The organism is Nocardioides sp., from assembly GCF_025964975.1.
Classification (GTDB): Bacteria; Actinomycetota; Actinomycetes; order Propionibacteriales; family Nocardioidaceae; genus Nocardioides.
In genome coordinates, this window is sequence record NZ_JAOPXV010000139.1 from 17,085 (window position 1) to 35,381 (window position 18,297).

16 protein-coding genes and 1 pseudogene are annotated in these 18,297 nt (G+C 68.9%); 3 read left to right on the forward strand and 14 right to left on the reverse strand.

Features of this window, described 5'->3' with window-relative positions; all coding sequences use genetic code 11:
• Positions 1-20: 20 nt before the first annotated feature.
• From lnt to JWN68_RS10525, 5 genes and pseudogenes are all read right to left on the reverse strand, one after another.
• Complete coding sequence (gene lnt / locus JWN68_RS10505; RefSeq protein ID WP_297738456.1) at positions 21-1,553, reverse strand: apolipoprotein N-acyltransferase; 1,533 nt, start codon at positions 1,551-1,553, stop codon at positions 21-23.
• A gap of 424 nt (positions 1,554-1,977) precedes the next feature.
• A complete protein-coding gene (locus tag JWN68_RS10510; protein ID WP_297738458.1) occupies positions 1,978-2,370 on the reverse strand; it encodes a 3-aminobutyryl-CoA ammonia-lyase in 393 nt (130 codons plus the stop codon).
• Positions 2,367-3,140 carry an OAM dimerization domain-containing protein gene (locus tag JWN68_RS10515; RefSeq protein WP_297738460.1) on the reverse strand — a complete coding sequence of 258 codons (774 nt, stop codon included), beginning with the start codon at positions 3,138-3,140 and terminating at the stop codon, positions 2,367-2,369. Before JWN68_RS10515 ends, JWN68_RS10510 begins: the two co-directional genes overlap by 4 nt.
• Positions 3,137-4,705, reverse strand: a pseudogene (locus JWN68_RS10520) (lysine 5,6-aminomutase subunit alpha). Before JWN68_RS10520 ends, JWN68_RS10515 begins: the two are co-directional and overlap by 4 nt.
• Complete coding sequence (locus tag JWN68_RS10525; protein ID WP_297738461.1) at positions 4,705-5,739, reverse strand: L-erythro-3,5-diaminohexanoate dehydrogenase; 1,035 nt, start codon at positions 5,737-5,739, stop codon at positions 4,705-4,707. Before JWN68_RS10525 ends, JWN68_RS10520 begins: the two are co-directional and overlap by 1 nt.
• 172 nt (positions 5,740-5,911) lie before the next feature.
• Between JWN68_RS10525 and JWN68_RS10530 the strand changes: the two genes are divergently transcribed.
• Both JWN68_RS10530 and JWN68_RS10535 read left to right on the forward strand, forming a co-directional pair.
• Complete coding sequence (locus tag JWN68_RS10530) at positions 5,912-7,381, forward strand: lysine 2,3-aminomutase (protein WP_297738463.1); 1,470 nt, start codon at positions 5,912-5,914, stop codon at positions 7,379-7,381.
• Between the two features lie 406 nt (positions 7,382-7,787).
• Positions 7,788-8,534, forward strand: a complete 747-nt coding sequence (locus JWN68_RS10535) for a hypothetical protein (RefSeq protein WP_297738465.1) — start codon at positions 7,788-7,790, stop codon at positions 8,532-8,534.
• Positions 8,535-8,609: 75 nt separating this feature from the next.
• Here JWN68_RS10535 and JWN68_RS10540 read toward each other — a convergent pair whose 3' ends face one another.
• Entirely contained in the window at positions 8,610-9,047 is a 438-nt protein-coding gene (locus tag JWN68_RS10540) for an Lrp/AsnC family transcriptional regulator (RefSeq protein WP_366519791.1), read from the reverse strand.
• A 64-nt stretch (positions 9,048-9,111) separates the two neighbouring features.
• On the opposite strand from JWN68_RS10540, the gene JWN68_RS10545 reads away from it, so the two are divergent.
• Complete coding sequence (locus JWN68_RS10545; RefSeq protein WP_366519789.1) at positions 9,112-10,041, forward strand: 5'-3' exonuclease; 930 nt, start codon at positions 9,112-9,114, stop codon at positions 10,039-10,041.
• Positions 10,042-10,045: 4 nt separating this feature from the next.
• Here JWN68_RS10545 and JWN68_RS10550 read toward each other — a convergent pair whose 3' ends face one another.
• The 8 genes from JWN68_RS10550 to JWN68_RS10585 are packed head-to-tail and all read right to left on the reverse strand — an operon-like array spanning position 10,046 to position 18,293.
• Positions 10,046-12,784, reverse strand: coding sequence for a DEAD/DEAH box helicase (locus JWN68_RS10550; RefSeq protein WP_297738469.1), 2,739 nt, complete (start codon positions 12,782-12,784; stop codon positions 10,046-10,048).
• A complete protein-coding gene (locus tag JWN68_RS10555; protein ID WP_297738471.1) occupies positions 12,781-13,653 on the reverse strand; it encodes a diacylglycerol kinase in 873 nt (290 codons plus the stop codon). Before JWN68_RS10555 ends, JWN68_RS10550 begins: the two co-directional genes overlap by 4 nt.
• 53 nt (positions 13,654-13,706) lie before the next feature.
• On the reverse strand, positions 13,707-14,117 hold the full coding sequence (locus tag JWN68_RS10560; RefSeq protein ID WP_297738473.1) for a hypothetical protein: 411 nt from the start codon (positions 14,115-14,117) through the stop codon (positions 13,707-13,709).
• Positions 14,118-14,151: 34 nt separating this feature from the next.
• Complete coding sequence (gene tatC, locus JWN68_RS10565) at positions 14,152-14,991, reverse strand: twin-arginine translocase subunit TatC (protein ID WP_297738475.1); 840 nt, start codon at positions 14,989-14,991, stop codon at positions 14,152-14,154.
• 24 nt (positions 14,992-15,015) lie between these two features.
• The gene (locus JWN68_RS10570; RefSeq protein WP_297738477.1) at positions 15,016-15,303 is read right to left on the reverse strand and encodes a Sec-independent protein translocase subunit TatA; all 288 of its coding nucleotides are present in this window, start codon (positions 15,301-15,303) and stop codon (positions 15,016-15,018) included.
• A gap of 39 nt (positions 15,304-15,342) precedes the next feature.
• Positions 15,343-16,329, reverse strand: a complete 987-nt coding sequence (locus tag JWN68_RS10575; protein ID WP_297738479.1) for a WYL domain-containing protein — start codon at positions 16,327-16,329, stop codon at positions 15,343-15,345.
• On the reverse strand, positions 16,326-17,297 hold the full coding sequence (locus JWN68_RS10580; protein WP_297738481.1) for a WYL domain-containing protein: 972 nt from the start codon (positions 17,295-17,297) through the stop codon (positions 16,326-16,328). The genes JWN68_RS10575 and JWN68_RS10580 overlap by 4 nt, the downstream gene beginning before the upstream one ends.
• 30 nt (positions 17,298-17,327) lie before the next feature.
• On the reverse strand, positions 17,328-18,293 hold the full coding sequence (locus tag JWN68_RS10585) for an FKBP-type peptidyl-prolyl cis-trans isomerase (RefSeq protein ID WP_297738483.1): 966 nt from the start codon (positions 18,291-18,293) through the stop codon (positions 17,328-17,330).
• Between the last annotated feature and the right edge of the window lie 4 nt (positions 18,294-18,297).

Below are 18,297 nucleotides of genomic sequence, written 5' to 3' on the forward strand. Positions count from 1 at the left end.
CTGTGCTCACGGGTGGTCCCTCATCCGTTCTCGCTGGGCTGGAGACGCGGTTCACGTCTCGGGATCGTGCCGGGGTCATCATGTCGTGCCTGACGACGATACGTGATGAGGCCCGCCGCCGAGGTGAGAACGGTGACCAGGACGACAACCCTGCCGGTCCACGGCCCCAGGATGACCGCGGGCGTGAGCGCGTCGGCCAGCGTGACGTCGCCGACGAGGACCGCACGACTGCGGGGGTCCGCCACCTCCATGACCTCGCCGTCGGGAGCGATGATGCCCGAGACCCCGTTGATGGCAGCCACGACGACATAGCGCCCGGTCTCGACGGCACGCAGCCTGCTGATCTCGAACTGCTGGTCGATCTGGGCAGTGTTGATGAAGAGGGCGTTGCTGGTCTGGACGGTGATGAGCTGTCCCCCGCTGGCGACCTGGCCGTGGATCACGTCGTCGTAGGAGACGTCGAAGCAGATCGCGTCGGCCACCCGTGCACCCGCGATCCGCAGGGGCTCGACACTGGTGCCGCGGGCCATGTCCCGGCCGATCAGGTCCAGCTGACCGTAGGTGTCGGGGATGATCGAGCCCCGGAACGGGATGTATTCGCCGTAGGCAACCGGGTGCCGTTTGGTGTATCGGTCGCCGCCCCGGATGTCGGGATGCCAGACGATGCCTTGGTTCAGCACCTCCTCCTCGCGAGGCGAGTCCACCATCGCCCCCACGAGGATGGGCACCTGGATGGCCTGTGACGCTCGGTCGATCGCCTGTCCCGTCTCGGAGTCGGTGAACGGGTCGACTGCGGTGGAGTTCTCCGACCACACGACCAGGTCGACCTCTTCGCCCGACTCGGCAAGCTCCACAGTGGACTCGGAGAAGGCCCGGGTGATGTCCCGGTGGTGGGCCACGACGTCGGTGCCATCGCCCGGTACGTCGGCCTGGACGGCGGCCACGGACAGTGTCCGCCCGCGCGTCATCTCGAACGAGAAGAGGACCGGCAGGGCGGTCACCGCGACCAGTCCAGCCGCCGCGAGCCCGGCCGCCAGCGGGCGCCGCAGCCTGCTGGCGAGCAGCCAGGCCAGGGTGGCGCCGGTGAGAGCGATCAGCAGGCTGACCCCGCTCATCCCGAGCCACGGCAGGGACGCGGACCACACGGTGTCGGCAGTGCCGTACGACAATCGACCCCACGTGAGACCACCGAACGGCCAGGACCCTCGCCACGTCTCGACCGCCACCCAGGCGCATGCGCTCCATACCGGCCACCAGCGCAGTCGTGCCACAGCAGCGCAGGCGAGCCCCAGTGGCACGAAGTAGACGGACTGGGCCAACGTCAGCGTGGCCCACGCGTCCGTCCCGACAGCCCGCAGCCACCAGAGGTGGGCGCCGAAGAACGCGAGACCGAAGAGCCACCCCGGTAGCCAGGCTCGGGTGAGCCGGCAGCCGCGCACGCTCAGCAGCAGTACAGCCACGCCGAGCGGGAGCGCGGGCGACAGCCCGACCGGCGCGAACCCCAGCGACAGCAGCAGGCCGCCGACGACAGCGGCAAGGCAGCGGAGGACCACGCCCACACGCTATCTGTGCACCCATCAGGCGCAGTGGTACGGGAGGTGCACATGCCCTTCGGACCAACCCGTTGACCTCTGGCTGAGGCCCGCAGGAAGTTGTCTACGGAGCGTGCGCCCCTCCCGTGTCCGTCCTCGTGGAGCGAGACCGACCTCCGTGAACAGGTGCGGCTCAGATGCTGGCTTCACATCTTCCGCGCCGGCCACTCGGACGTCGGTCCGCAGGCCACGATCTGCTTGGGCGGACACGGAACCTTCGCTCGCCTCGAACCGGCTGTCAACCGCCCGCTGACCTGCGAGAACACGCGAAATCGCAGGTCAGGGTCATGGGCCAGGTGCCAACTTCATTTCTGATTTTGCATACGCGTCGGCGTGTCGCCGCGAGACACGCCGGATGCTGGTCTGGACCTTCGCGGACGAGCTGCTAGCGAGCGGGAACGACGACGGTGCCGGTCGCAGTGGTGGCCACGACGGGCGGTGTCACCAGGGCGGCAGCCCCGGGCGACTCGGCGGTCGCCGCGCCCCGCGCGACGACGCTCACCATGAAGGCCATCACCCGGCTCCGGGTGCCCTCCTCGACCAGGGTGGCGGTGATCTCCCGGACGTCCCCGGCGTGCACGGGAGCCTTGAACTGCACGTCGGAGTAGGAGGCGAAGAGACCCTCGTCGCCGTCCAGCTGGATGCACATCTCGGTCGCGACATCGCCGAACAGGCCCAGGGAATAGGCGCCGTCCACGAGGTTGCCGGCGTAGTGCGCGTGGCTGTACGGCACGTAGCGGCGGTGCGTGATCGTCGTACCGACACGCGATTGACTCATGAGGCGGTCCTGTCCTTGGCGGCGGTCGTGAGGCGGTGCACGATGAAGGAGGCGACCTCGCCCGGCGTGGTGCCACGACTGAAGACCCGGTCGACCCCCAGCTCGGCGGCCATCGTCTCATCGAAGCGCGGGCCGCCGATGACGAGCAGCGGACGTTCAGCAGCCGGATAGGACTCGCGGAACGCGGCCGACATCTCGCGCGTGTTGAGGAGGTGGGCATCGCGCTGGGTCACGACCTGCGAGACCAGGACGGCGTCCGCCTTCTCCGCATGCGCGGCCTCCACGAGGTCAGGCACCGAGACCTGGGCCCCGAGGTTCACGACCTTCAGCTCGCGGTAGTACTCAAGACCCTTCTCCCCCGCAAAGCCCTTGATGTTCAAGATGGCGTCGATGCCCACGGTGTGGGCGTCGGTGCCGATGCAGCCCCCGACGACGACTAGCCGGCGCCGGAGGCTGCGCTTGATGGCGGCGTTGGCCTCCTTGGGCGTCAGCAGCGGGTAGTCGCGCTCGACGACCTCCACGATGCTGGTGTCGACCAGGTGGTTGACCCGGCCGTAGACGACGAAGAACGTGAAGTTGTCCCCCATGGACTTGGCGTGCACCACCATCGCCGGGTCCATGCCCATCTTGTTGGCAAGCTGGGCGGCAGCGCCTTCGGCGACCTTGGAGTTGGCCATGGGCAGCGTGAAGGAGAGCTGCACCATGCCGTCGCCGGTCGTGTCGCCGTACGGGCGGATGATGTGGCCCTGCTCGCTCGCGCTCTCGCTCACGACGTGCCCTCCAGGATCTCGGTCGCGGGGTTGTAGTAGTCGCGAGCCTTCTTCGCCACACCGTCGAGGCCGCGGCCCTTGTGGGCGGGACGCTTCATCAGCCCGAAGGTGCCGTCGGCGATCGCGTCGAGCAGGCCGTTGTCGTGGTTCTCGATGTCCGTGAGCAGCTGGATCGAGTCGCCCAACACCTCGCGCGCGCGGTTGACGATGAAGCCGCCCGGGGCGGGGTGGAAGTCCTCGTGCAGGTTGCCGGCGGCGTTCATGACGTAGCGGACGTTCTGGAGCGCGAGGTCGCGGTCCGAGAGCCACGGCGTCACCACCGCCTCGGTCATCATGCCCACGAGCAGGATGCTCTGGTCGGTGAGTGCCCCGACGAGGGTGAAGAACCCGTCGAGCAGCTAGCCGCGGAAGACGTCGCCGGTCATGTGGCGGGTCGGGGGCATCCACTTGAGCGGGGCATTGGGGAACAGGTCGCGGGCCAGCATCGCGTGGGCGAGCTCGAGCCGGAACGAGTCGGGCACCTCGGGGTCGATCTCGAACGCGTGGCCGAGCCCGAGCTGCCAGTCCTCGAGGCCGGCCTCCTTGCCGAAGTACTCGTTGAGGAGCTGGCTCGTCGTGACGGTGTGAGCGGCCTCCACCGCGTCGGCGGTCGTGAGGTAGTTGTCCTCACCGGTGTTGATGATGATCCCGGCGCGCGCGTGCACCTGACGGCTGAAGCGCTGGTCGACGAAGGTGCGGATCGGGTTGATGTCGCGGAAGAGGATGCCGTACATCGAGTCGTTCAGCATCATGTCGAGCCGCTCGAGCCCCGCCAGCGCAGCGATCTCGGGCATGCAGAGGCCGGAGGCGTAGTTGGTGAGCCGCACGTAGCGGCCGAGCTCCTTGGACGTCTCGTCGAGAGCGGCCCGCATCAGGCGGAAGTTCTCCTGGGTGGCGTACGTGCCGGCGAAGCCCTCACGCGTGGCGCCCTCGGGCACGAAGTCGAGCAGCGACTGGCCGGTGCTGCGGATCACGGCGATCACGTCGGCGCCCTCGCGGGCCGCCGCCTGCGCCTGGGGGATGTCCTCGTAGATGTCGCCGGTGGCGACGATGAGGTAGATCCATGGCTTGCGCGGGGCGTCACCGACCTTCGCGATCATCCGCTCCCGCTCGACGCGGCGGCGGTCGATCTGCTTGATGCCCTTGCCGACCGCGGTCCGTGCGGCAGCGCTGGCGCGGACGGCGTCCTTGTCCTGAGGGAGACGGAAGGTGATGGAGCCGGCGGACGCCTTCTGGGCGAGCTCGAGGAGGTCCCCGGCCTCGCCGCGTCGCAGAGCGTCCCAGACGGGAAGCGCGACACCGTGCTCGAGCCCGACGTCAGCGCGCACCACGTCCGCCAACCGGTTGACCCAGGGGGTCCCCTCCGAGTCGGCCCCCTGGAGACCCGCGAGCCGCAGGGTGGCCCGCTCGACCGAGACAGTGGTGTGCTTCTTGGCCGTGTTGACGATGGGCTTGCCCACGCGCCGTGCCAGGGTCCGCGCCTCGCGGATCTGCGCCGCGTCGAGCTGCAGCTTGCCGCCGGCCATCACAGACGTCCCTCGAAGAGCCCGCGAACGCCGTCGTTGGAGCGGAGCAGCTCCATGGCGTAGGCGGCGTGGCCCGGGACGTAGCCGTTGCCGACGATCATCTTCACGTCGGCGGCCAACCCCTCCGCGCCGAGCGCGGCGGCCGAGAACGACGTCGCCATCGAGAAGAAGATGACGGTCCCCTGCTCGGCGGTGGCCAGAATCGCCCCGCCCTCACAGCCCGGGACGTCGACGCACACGACGGTGACGTCCGCCGGGCCCCCGGCCTTCTGGACGGCGTCGCGCAGGGCGATCGGGTCACGCGCGTCGGCGATGACCACCTCGTCGGCGAGCCCGGCTGCGCGCAGCAGGTCTGCCTCGGCCTGGTGCGGCACGACTCCGATGAGACGGCCGGCTCCCGCCTGACGGGCAGCGGCCAGGCTCAGCGAACCGGACTTGCCGCCCCCACCGATCACGGCCACGGTCGGCTCGGCGTAGTCGGCCACCACCCTGGCCGTGAGTGCCGGAGCACCGCAGACGTCCATCACCGACAGGCTGAGGTCTGCCGGGAGGTCGTCGGGGATCACGGCCGCGATCGATCGCCCGAACAGCACGGCGTAGCCGTCGCAGGGCACCTGCTCGCCGTGGCCGTCCCAGCTGCTCAGGCCGTCCTGGATGACGAGGGGGGTCAGGGTCAGGCTGACCAGCGTGGCGACCCGATCGCCGACCGAGAGGCCGAGCGTCGACTCGGGCCCGACCTCCTCGACCGTGCCGACGAGCATGCCGCCCGAGCCGGTCTCCGGGTTCTGCATCTTCCCGCGGGTGCGGAGGATGTCGAGCACCTCGGCTCGCACCTGGTCGCCGTTACCGGCGTGCTTGCGCTCGAGCTGACGGAACGACGCTGCGTCGAGGTTGAGCTTCTCTACGCGGATGCGCACCTCGTCGGGCCACAGCTCCTCGCGGGTGTCGAGGCGTTGGGCAGCCTGAGGCAGCACGAGCGCGTCGTCGAGGACGCGGTGCAAACCGGTGGGATCGCTCGTGGACGCGCGCGCCATACCGTTCATCCTCCGCATGATGTGTACAGGAACAGTAATTCTTACGGCGGGTCATTGGACTTGCCGGACAATATCCTCGTACTCTGACAGATAAGACGTGTCGCACACAACTGGCGCGCCCAGAGATCACCTTGCAACGACCCACCCAGCCCGCAGCCGCATGGAGCCCGCAATGAGCATCGAGACCACCGTCGCCCCCACCGGTCGGCACAGTGACTCTCCCCAGCCCTATCCCTACCAGGCTGTCGAGCTCGTCGAGCCCGATTGGACCCGCTTCCCAGGATGGGCCTCCGTCACCGCGGAGGACTGGGCGTCGGTCCAGTGGCAGCGCGCCCACTGCGTCAAGAACGTGAAGCAGCTGCGCGAGCTCCTCGGTGACCTCGTGGATGACCGCTTCTATGCCGACCTCGAGCGCGACCAGGCCGAGCGGGCCACGATGTCGATGCTCATCCCCCCGCAGATGATGAACACCATGGTGCCCGACGTCACCCCGGCCGGCGCCGGGTCGCTGACGGAGGCGTTCTACGCCGACCCGATCCGCAACTACATGATCCCGGTGTTCAGCGACCGACGGACCGAGTGGTCCTCGCACCCCCACGCGACGCGCGACTCCCTGCACGAGCACGACATGTGGGTGGCCGAGGGCCTCACCCACCGCTACCCGACCAAGGTGCTCGCGGAGCTCCTGCCCACCTGCCCGCAGTACTGCGGTCACTGCACCCGCATGGACCTCGTGGGCAACTCGACGGCCGTGATCGACAAGCTCAAGTTCACCGGCAAGCCGAACGACCGGCTCGGGGACATGATCGACTACCTGCGCCGTACGCCGTCGGTGCGTGACGTGGTCGTCTCGGGCGGCGACGTCGCCAACATGCCGTGGCCCAGGCTCGAGGCGTTCCTGACGTCGGTGCTCGAGGTCAAGAACATCCGCGACATCCGGCTGGCCACCAAGGCCCTGATCGGGCTCCCGCAGCACTGGCTCCAGCCCGATGTCGTCGACGGCGTGGCCCGGGTGGCCTCCCTCGCGCGCTCGCGCGGCGTCTCGCTTGCCATCCACACGCACGCCAACCACGCCAACTCGGTGACCCCGATCGTGGCGCAGGCGACGCGCGCGATGCTCGACGCCGGCGTCCGCGACGTGCGCAACCAGGGGGTGCTGCTCAACGGCGTCAACGCCGACTCGCACACGCTCCTCGACCTGTGCTTCCGCCTGCTCGACGGCGCGCAGATCATGCCCTACTACTTCTACATGTGCGACATGATCCCGTTCTCGGAGCACTGGCGGGTCTCGGTCGCCGAGGCGCAGCGGCTGCAGCACCACATCATGGGCTACCTGCCGGGCTTCGCGACGCCGCGGATCGTGTGCGACGTGCCCTTCGTCGGCAAGCGCTGGGTCCACCAGCTCGCCGACTACGACACCGAGCGCGGCATCTCCTACTGGACGAAGAACTACAAGACGTCCATCGAGGCCACCTCCGAGGACGCGCTGTCGCGCACCTATGAGTACTACGACCCGATCCACACCCTCCCCGAAGCCGGTCAGCAGTGGTGGGCCGAGCACAGTGGCCTGGAGACGACGGCCCTCAAGGCCGCGGAGATGGCCGAGGCCTCGCGCCGTACCGCCGCTCTCCAGGCCTGGTGAGCCGTCGGTTCCTCGTTCGAATCCCCCGGCTACCCGGGGGATTCGAACGTTCGCCAGGGCTGCAACACGTGTGAAGGTGATGGTCGCCGGGTGAAGCCCGGCGAAGGGTCGCATACCCGAGTTGTCCACAAGGTCGAGATCGCGAGTTCGTGCGGTACGCCGCCCGGGTACACCGGCCAGTGTGCACAGCCCACCTCAGCGTGACCTCACGGGAGTCGTTCGCCTCCGACGAGACCTACTGGCCGACGGCTACACGGACCAGCAGATTCGCGGCCTGGTGAAGGCCGGCGCACTGCACCGGATCCGGCGCGGGGCGTACGTCAATGCTCAGCTCTGGAACGACTCCTCCGGTGAGGACCAGCACCGCATCCGCTGCCGCGCCGTCCTCCGAGCAGGCCACCCGCTGATGGTGCTGACGCACGTGTCGGCTGCGATCGAACGGGGCGTGCCTGTGTGGAGCATCGGACTCGACGAGGTGCACACCACGCGTATGGACGCGAAGAGCTCACGTAGGGAGGCTGGCGTCATCCATCACGTCGGCGCACTCACGGACAAGGACGTTGAGGTCGTCAACGGCGTTCGGGTGTCACGGACAGCCCGAACCGTGATCGAGGTGTCGGCCACAAACGGACTGGAGGCCACGTTGGTCGTGGCCAACGCGACGTTGAGCATGGGTCTCGTGACCGAGGAAGAACTGCGCGCCGAGGCCCATGCGCTTCGGTATTGGCCGGAAACACTCGGCAACCATGTTCTCCTCCACCTGGTCGACGGGCGCATGGGATCGGTGGCGGAGTCGCGCACTGACTTTCTGTTCTGGTCACAGCACGTTCCACGGCCGGAGGCGCAGGTGGAAGTTCGCGATGAGTTCAATGACCTGCTCGGCATCGTGGACTTCCTGTGGCGAGACTTCGGGGTCTTCCTCGAGTTCGACGGCAAAATCAAGTACGAACAGTTCAGACGCCCTGGCGAGACCTTGGACGAGTACCTGCGTCGGGAGAAGCTGCGCGAGGAGCGCATCTGTCAGGCGACCGGCTGGGTGTGCATCCGGATCTCGTGGGCCGATCTTGCCACGCCTGCCTCTACGGCCCGCCGGATCAGAAGGCTGCTCGAGTCCCGAGTGCTGAAACCGGACAGCTTCACCCGGGCTCCATAACCTTCACTCGTGTTGCAACACGCGCGAAGGTTCGATTCCCCCGGCTAGCCGGGGGATCAGGACCCGCCCAGCCACTCAGCCGAGGGGACGGTTCTCGTACGGCGTCGAGAGCACGATCGTGGTCCGGGTCGAGACGTTGGCGGCGGAGCGGACTCGACCGAGCAGGTCCTCGAGGGCGCGGGGGGTGGCGACCCTGATCTTGAGGATGTACGACTCGTCGCCGGCCACCGACCAGCAGGCCTCGATCTCGGGGATGTCGACGAGCCGCTCGGGGTAGTCGTCGGGCTGCGAGGCGTCGATCGGGGTGATGGAGACGAACGCGGTGAGGGGCCGGCCCAGCTGCTCGTGGTCGACGAGGGCGGCATACCCGAGGATCAGCCCGCGTGACTCGAGGCGCTTGACCCGCTGGTGCACCGCAGAAGTCGAAAGTCCCGTCGCCTTGCCCAGGTCGGTGAACGACATCCGCCCGTTCGTCGCGAGGAGCGAGAGGATCAGGCGGTCGGTGGTCTCCACTGCAGGGCTCGTCACGCGCTCAGGGTAGCGATGTCGGGCGGGAGGATCATGCAAGGATCCCAAGGTGACCGAACACCGACTGATGCTCCTCGACACGGCCTCGCTCTACTTCCGCGCGTTCTTCGGCGTCCCCGACTCCGTGCAGGCCCCCGACGGCACGCCCGTGAACGCTGTCCGCGGGCTGCTCGACTTCATCAGCAGGCTGGTCGAGGACTACCAGCCGACGCACCTCGTGTGCTGCTGGGACAACGACTGGCGCCCGCAGTGGCGGGTGGACCTGATCCCCTCCTACAAGCAGCACCGCGTTGTCGCCGTACGCCCCGGCGACGTGCCCGACATCGAGGAGGTCCCGGACCCGCTGGAGGTCCAGATCCCGGTGATCGTCGACGTGCTCGAGGCCTTCGGGCTGTGCATCGTCGGGGCCGACCACTACGAGGCAGACGACGTCATCGGCACCCTGGCCACAGGTGCCGGCATGCCCGTCGACATCGTGACTGGGGATCGCGACCTCTTCCAGCTGGTGGACGACCAGGCGGGAGTCCGCGTGCTCTACACCGCCCGCGGGGTCGGCAAGCACGAGCGGGTCACCGAGCACACCATCGTGGAGAAGTACTCAGTCCTGCCCCAGCAGTACGCCGACTTCGCCACCCTGCGCGGCGACGCGTCCGACGGGCTGCCCGGTGTGGCCGGGGTCGGCGACAAGACGGCGGCGAGCCTGCTGTTGCAGTACGGCGACCTGGCAGCCGTCCGAGCGGCAGCGGCCGATTTCGCCTCGGCCCTCGGAGGGGGCCTGCGCGGCAAGATCCTGGCGGCGGCCGACTACCTCGACGTCGCCCCGACGGTCGTGGCGGTCGCGCGTGACGTCGACCTCGGGACCCCGGATGCGGCTCTCCCCCGCGAACCGAAGGACCCAGAGGCGCTCGCAGTGCTCACGGAACGTTGGGGCCTCTCGAGCCCGGTGGAGCGACTCACGACCGTGCTTGCCACCAGGTGACCGGTCACTCCGTCAGCGACGAGTAGGCCACCACCCCGCGCTTGAGCGCGTGGACGGTCTCCCGGGCTGTCTTGCGCAGCGGCGCGTCGCCGGCCGCGTCCGCCACCTGCCCGGCCAGGTCGAGCAGCTGCTTCATCCAACGGACGAAGTCGCCGGCTGCCAGGTCGGTCCCACCGAGGACCTCGTCGAGATCGTCGCCCTCGGCCCAGCGGTAGGCCGCCCAGGCGAATCCGAGGTCCGGCTCGCGCAAGAAGTCGAGCTTGTTCTGCCGCTCCAGCGCATCCAGCTGTCCCCACACCCGCACCGTCTCCGCGAGCGCCGGCTGCACGCGGCCACCGGGGACCCGGGGCGCGGACGCGTCGTCGGGCCGCCGCGCCTCGTAGACGAGCGACGACAGCACCGCCGCGAGCTCGGAAGGGGTCAGGTCGTCCCACAGCCCGTCGCGCAGCGACTCCGCGGCGACCAGGTCCATGTCGGTGTAGATCCGCATGAGGTGCTTGCCGCGCTCCGTGACCGTGTCGCCGTCCAGGTAGCCGAGCGCCATCAGGACGGTGCACACGCGGTCGAAGGTCCGCGCCACCGTGTTCGTGCGCCCCTCGACGCGGCGCTTCAGCGTCTCGGCGTCGCGACTGAGCTTGAACCACCGCTCGGCCCATCGTGCATGGTCCTCCCGCTCGGGGCACTGATGGCATGGGTGCTGCTTGAGGCGGGTGCGCAGCTCGGCGATCTCGCGGTCGACCGGCGAGTCGGAGAACGACTCGCCCTTCGGCGTACGCCGCGGAGGAGGCGGCGTCAGGTTGTGGGTCTTGGTCCGCAGTGCCGACGCCAGGTCGCGCCGCATCGCGGGGTTGCGGCCGTTGAAGGACTTGGGCAGCCGCATCCGGGCGATGGCCTCCACCGGGGTCGGGAAGTCCATCGCGGCCAGGCGTCGCGCCTGACGATCGGCGGTGAGCACGTAGGGCCGTGGCTCGTGGCCCCCGAGTCCCGCATCGATGACCACGGCGAAGCCGGAGAACTTCCCGCTCGGCACCATGATGACGTCACCGGGCTTCAGTCTGGTCAACGACTCCACCGCCTCGCTGCGGCGGTCGGTCCGGCGGTCGCGCGCAGCCCCCTTCTCGACGTCGGTGATCCGACGCCTGAGCGCTGCGTATTCCATGAAGTCACCCAGGTGGCACGTGGCGGACTCGGCGTAGCCGTCCAGCGCCTCCTGGGCCTTGTGCAGCTGCCGGGCCAGCCCGACGACTGCCTTGTCGGCCTGGAACTGGGCGAAGGACTGCTCGAGGAGCTCGCGCGAGCGCTCCCGCCCGAACTGGTGAACCAGGTTGACGGCCATGTTGTAGGACGGCCGGAAGGAGCTGCGGAGCGGGTAGGTACGGGTCGAGGCGAGACCCGCGACCTCGGTGGGGTTCATGCCGGGCTGCCACAGCACCACGCCGTGGCCCTCGACGTCGAGGCCGCGGCGCCCGGCCCTACCCGTCAGCTGGGTGTACTCCCCCGGTGTGATGTTGGCGTGGGTCTCACCGTTCCACTTCGAGAGCTTCTCGATCACCACCGTGCGTGCCGGCATGTTGATACCCAGCGCGAGCGTCTCCGTGGCGAAGACGGCCTTGACCAGCCCGCGGACGAACAGCTCTTCGACGCACTGCTTGAAGGTCGGCAGCATCCCGGCGTGGTGTGCAGCCACGCCGCGCGTCAGGCCCTCGAGGAACTCGTGGTAGCCCAGCACCTCCAGGTCGTCCGGAGGCAGGTGCTGGCAGCGCTCCTCGACGAAGGCACGGATCGTGTCGCGATCCTCGGCCGAGGTCAGGCGGACGTTGGCTGACAGGCACTGCGTCACCGCGGCGTCGCAGCCGACCCTGCTGAAGACGAACATGATCGCGGGCAGCAGCCCCTCGCTGTCCAATCGCTCGAGGACCTCCACCCGGCTCGGGATCCATACCCGGCGCCCGTTGCCGACACTGCGGGCGTTCTTCGAGGAGCCGGGCTTGCCCTTGCGTGGCGAGCGTCGGTCGCGCATGAGCCGCGAGCTCGCCCAGTCGTCACGGGCGATGCGGACGAGCTCGTCGTTGACCGGGGCCCCCTCCTTGACGAAGCCCGCGCTCGCGTCGACGTCGGAGGAGGCAAACAGGTCGAACAGTCGGCGTCCGACCATGACGTGCTGGAAGAGGGGCACGGGGCGACGCTCCTCGACGATCGTGGTCGTCTCCCCGCGCACCGTGGCCAGCCACTCGCCGAACTCCTCGGCGTTGGAGACGGTCGCGGAGAGTGACACCAGGGTGACCGACTCGGGGAGGTGGATGATGACCTCCTCCCAGACCGCGCCACGCATCCGGTCGGCGAGGTAGTGGACCTCGTCCATCACGACGTAGCCGAGGCCCAGCAGGGTGCGGGACCCGGCGTAGAGCATGTTGCGCAGCACCTCGGTGGTCATCACGACGATCGGGGCCTCGCCGTTGACGACGTTGTCGCCCGTCAGCAGACCGACCTTGTCAGGCCCGTAGCGGGCGACGAGGTCGTTGAACTTCTGATTGCTCAGCGCCTTGATCGGGGTCGTGTAGAAGCACTTGCGGCCGGTCGCGAGCGCGAGGTGTACGGCGAACTCGCCGACGATCGTCTTGCCCGACCCAGTGGGGGCAGCGACGAGGACACCCCGACCCGCCTCGATCTCCCCGCACGCGCGGACCTGGAAGTCGTCGAGCGGGAAGTCGTAGAGGTCGGCGAAGTCGACCGTGAGATTCATGCGTACACCGCCAGGGCGCCGGGCTCGCACGTGACCGTCAGCGGCAGCTCACCGAATCGCTCGCCGTCGGCGTACGACACGACGCCCGGCGCGGCGACCGTGACAGATCGGACCCGGTGGTGGACGTATTCGGCCTCGTGCACGTGGGTGCCCGAGAACAGCTTGGGATAGGTGCGGATCAGCTTGGTCTTGGTCATCTCCTTGATGATGACCACGTCGAGCAAGCCGTCATCGAGCAGGGCACCCTCGGTGATGCGGAGGCCACCGCCGTAGGACGTGCCGTTGCCCACCGCGACGAGCATGGCGTCCACCCGCAGCGGGGTGCCGTCGAGGTCCAGGGTGAACGGCAGCGGGCGGAAGGTCCTCAGCTCCGCCAGCGTCGCGACGTTGTAGCGCATCTGCCCGCGCGGCCACGCCATCTGGTTGGCGCGTTCGTTGACGACCGCGTCGAAGCCCGCGGCCAGCACGGTGACGTAGTAGCGCCTACCGGCCCGCGCCAGGTCGATCGTGCGCAGGCGCGACGCGATGACCCGATCTGCCGCGGCCACCGGGTCCTTGCGGGGAAGGTCGAAGTATCGCGACACGTCGTTGCCGGAGCCCGCCGGGATGATCCCCAGCGGGATGCCGGTGTTGGCCAGGACCTGGGTCGCGAGGTGCACGAGGCCGTCTCCGCCACAGACGACGACGGCGTCGACGCCGTCGGCGACGCTCGCCCGGGCGAGGTCCTGCGCCTCGTCCGCGTCGCGGCCCTGCAGGTTGCGGACCACGAGACCGCTGTCGCGCAAGCGGGCGGTTGCCACGGCGCCGTAGCGCGCGCCGTCGCCCCGGCCGGAGGTCGGGTTGGTGAGGAAAGCGATCTCGCGAGCCATGTCCTCGACCCTATCCACCAGCATGGTCGGCGAGCTGCGGACACGTGGACGACCTAGCGGCGATCGGTCCTGTCCGAGCCGATGCGCAGCAGCGCCGCCATGTGCTCGGGCGACCCACCGACGGCTCGTGCCAGCCGCGAGAGGCTGTCGAGGACACGTTCGGCGTCGAACCGGGTACCGGGCACGGCAAGGATCAGCCGGTCGGCGTACTGCCCCACCAGCACCTGTCCGTGACGCCATGCCCGGTGCGCGCGGTGGCGGGACTCGTCGTCGGTCACGGGAGCGGGATAGGCCTCGTCGACGGCGAGCAGGTCGCAGGCGAGGACGTCGTCGCCGGAGACGAGACGGCCGGCCACCAGGTGGCCGGTGCGCAGGCCCTGGTCGGCGTGCCAGACCACCTGACCGACGCCCAGCCAGTCCGGCAGGTCGAAGGGATCGACGTCGATGATCGGCGTTGACTCCATGCCGGCCACTGTGTCAGAGCGGGGTCGGGCGGGCTCAGATGGGTGAGAGCTCGTCCGGGGAGAGGTTGGCGTTGACGCTGCGGGACGCCTTCCGGCGGTCGTTCCAGCGGGCGATGACCTCGGAGATGAAGTAGAGGAAGACCATCGGCACGGCCATGAACGTCATCGTGAACGGGTCAGCGGACGGGGTCGCCACCGCGGCGAAGATGAACATGCCGACGATCACCCAGGCCCGGTGCTCCCCCAGCGTCTTCCCGGAGACGACGCCGGCCAGGTTGAGCAGCACGACGAACACCGGGATCTCGAAGGCCAGGCCGAAGACGAACAGGGTGCGGGTGAAGAACTGGAGGTATTCGTTGACGTCGAGGAGGTTGGTGACGCCCTCGGGGTTGAACCCGATCAGCACCTCGAGCCCCTTGGGCAGCGTGACGTAGCCGAGAGTGACGCCGACGAGGAACAACGGGCCGGCGATCGCTGCGAAGATGCGTGACCACTTGCGCTCGGTCGCGTGGAGGCCGGGCAGGATGAAGGCCCAGATCTGGTAGAGCCAGTATGGCGCCGTCACCACCAACGCGGTGAAGCCCGACTGCTTCAGGTACAGCATGAGCGCGCCGGAGGCACCGCCCGTCGTGGGCATCGTCGAGCCATCGGCGAGGGCGTCCTTGGCCGTGTAGTAGGGCCCGTAGACGATGTCGTTGAGCGGGTCGAAGAAGTACAGGGCCAGGCCGAAGGTGACCAGCATGACGGTGGCCGTGCGCAGGACGCGGGCGCGCGCCTCCCGGAGGTGGTCGCCCAGCGCCATCCGGCCGTCAGGACTGACGGGGCTCGACGGCTTGGCCGAGTAGAGACGGGCGAAGCGCCCGACGAAGCTCACAGACGTGTGGTGAAGCGGCCGGCGTCAGCCGGGGTGCTTGTCGGTGCGGATCTCCGGCTCGACGTCCGACTGCAAGGTGGGCTGGGCCTGGGCGCTCGAGGTCGGCGGCAGCTCGGCAGGGGCGACGGCAGACGGCTTGTCCTTCTCGTCGTCGTCCTTCAGGCCCTTGGTCTCGGTCTTGAAGATGCGCAGCGCCTGACCGGTGCCCCGGGCGAGCTCCGGGAGCTTGGCCGCACCGAAGACGAGCACCACGATCGCAAGGATGATCAGCCACTCCGCGCCAGCCGGCATGCCAAACATCGGGTTGATCATGGGATGCTCCAAAAGTCGAGGACGGCTGTCGGCCCCATCCTACGCGGTGCCCTCGTAGAGGCGCAGCGTTGCCTGCGCGTTGGCCGTGAAGGACTCGGCAAACTCCTCGGGCGCCACGACCCGGGCGTGCGGCGCCACCCGGAAGAGCAGCTGCTGCAGCCAGGCCTCGCTCGCGACGTCGAGGGTGACGTCGAGGGTGCCCCCGGGACCGGTGGCGGTGACGACCACGGGGTAGTACTCCGGGATCCACTGGGCTTCCGGGGACAACCGCAGTGTCACTGCCACTGTCTCCCCCTCCCCGCGGAACCACCCTGCTGACAGGTCCCGAGGCTGGGCCCCCAGCTCGGAGACCGCGTCGGGAAGCTCCGTAGCGCTCAGGATGCGGTCCAGCCGGAAGGCGCGGTCTCCCTGCGCTGTGTGGCACCACGCGTCGAGGTAGGTCGCGTCGCCGACCCGCGTGATGGCACGCGGCTCCACGACGCGGGTCGACTGCTCGTCGCGGCTCGGCACGTAGTAGGAGATCTCGAGCTGACGGGCCTGGTCGAGCGCGCCCTGCAACATGGGCAACAGCTCTTCGCCGGGGTTGACCTCGGCAGCGACGTGGATCTGTTGGGCTGCCGACGCGGCTCCCGCTGCCTCGAGCTTGGCCAGCGTCCGCTCGACGACCTCGCGAGTCTCCGCCGACGCGCTCTGCTCGATCGCGCGCAACGCCACCACGAGGGCGGCCGCCTCGGAGGGACCGAACCGAACCGGACGAGCCAGGTAGTCGGCGTTGTCGACGCGGATGATGCCCTCCCCCTCGAGGGCGTCGAGGTCGACGTTGATCAAGTCGTCGGGAAACCCGCCCGGCAGGCCACACATGAAGAGCACCCGCAGGTCCTTGTCGAGCTGGGCCGCGTCGACACCGAGGGCCTCAGCCGCCTCGGAGACGCGGACCTCTCCCCGCTGGTGGAGGTAGGGCACCAGGGCCAGGAGCCGACCGACCTGCTCCCGGGCCGCGTGGGTCACCGGACGGGGGGTCGTCATCGCGCCACCTCGGTGAGCCGGGCGAGCACGTCGGAGCGAAGCTCCTGAGGACCTTCGACCAGTGCGCTCGGCCCGAGCGACAGCACCGCGTTGACGAGGTCGCGGAACTGCCCGGTGAGGCCCAGACGGTCCCAGCCGGAGAGGGCGTCGGGTCCGGTCACGTCCTCCTCGATCGACGTGGCGGACCGGCGCAGCGCGACGCCGGCTCGCTGGCGGACGAGGACCGTCGCGTCGATGTCCGGGGTGGTGTGCACGAGCTGGTCGGCGATGGCCTTCACGTCGGTGCCGGGCGGGACGGCGTACGCCCCGGACTTGCCGAGCATCGTCACCTTGCCCCGGACCCTCGAGAGTCGGAAGACCCGCTCGGCCTGCCGGTCGACGTCATGTCCCACGACGTACCAACGCCCCGAGGAGCGCACGACGCCCCAGGGCTGCAGCCGGCGACGGGTGGCTTCCTGGCCGGGTCGACGGTAATCGAACGCGATCTCGCGACGCTTCTGCGTGGCCTCCCAGCAGGCGTCGAAGGCCGGCTCCTCGGCCCGCAGGCTCGGCGGCACGAGATCGAGCCTGCTGGTGTCGATCTCGACGCCCTGGGCCGCAAGCTTGCGCATGGCCTCGGTGGTGGCCCGAGCAAGCGTGTGCTGCTCCCACGCCCGCGCGGCGATGCCGAGCACCGCGGCCTCGTCGGCCTCGAAGCGGATCTCGGGCAGGGACGACGTGTCGGGTGAGATGCGATAGCCCTGTTCGTCGTCGAAGTAGTGGTCGAGGGAGCCGACCTCGATCACGACCCCGAGCTCGCGCAGGTCCTCCTTGTCACGTTCGAAGGCCTTCTCGAAGGCCTCGTCGCCGCGTGTGTTGTCGGAGTACTCGCCGTAGTGCGCCCGACGGATGTCCTGCTTGGAGACGAAGCGGGTCTGGGCGAGCAGCATGATGTAGAGGTTGAGCAACCGCTCGGACTTCTCCGCCATGACTCGCCTCCCACCCTCGCCGGACGAGCCTCAGGCCGCGCCGAGGATGTCGATCACGAAGAAGAGGGTGTCCGTGCCCTTGATGCCGGCGTCCTTGTTGCCCGCCTCGCCATAGCCATCGGCCGGCGGGATCGAGAGGATGACGCGGGAGCCGACGGTCTTGCCGACGAGGGCCTTGTCCCAGCCGGCCACCACCTGGCCGATGCCGATGGGGAACGACGTCGGGTCCTTGGCGTAGCTCTCGTCGAAGGGCTTCTTGGCGTCATAGACCTGGCCGAGATAGTCGACGGCGATGGTCTGACCCTTCTCGACCACGGCGCCCTCGCCCTTGATCAGGGTGGTGTCGAGGAGGTTCTTGCTCGGCTTGTTCGCGTCAACGAAGTCGAACCCGGTGATGGTGCCGTCGGACTCGATCAGGGTCGGCGCCCACTTGGCGGCAGGGCGCTCCTCACCGGTGGGCTCGGTGGCGACCGCGCTGAGCAGGTCGATCACGAAGACGACGCCGTCCTTGTTGCCGATGCCGATCTGGGGGTTGCCCCCCTCACCGAACGCGTCCTCCGCCGAGCTGGCGACGGCCACCCGGGAACCGACGGTGTGGCCGTCGATGGCCTTCTTGAACGGCTCGGAGACAGCGCCCGAGAGCAGAAGCTGAGGAGCTTCGGAGTCGTAGGTGTTGTAGACCTCCTCCTCGCTGAAGCCGTTGCCGATCCAGATGTGCGCGAGCGCACTGCTCTCGGCGGAGAGCTCCTCCCCCTCACCTTCGGTGAGGACGTCGGTCTCGATCTCGTCGGGCGACACCTCACCGTCGAAGGTGACCTTGGGCGCCTTGCCGACGTCACCTGAGACCTTGATGGTGTCCAACCCTCCGGCCGCGTCGGCCCCGGAGCCGTCGTCGTCACCGCAGGCAGTGAGGCTGAGGGCGGACAACAGCAGCACACCACCCACCGCAGCGAGTCGGGTGCGAGGAAGGGCGCGGGTGGCGGCAGAGCGAGACACGATG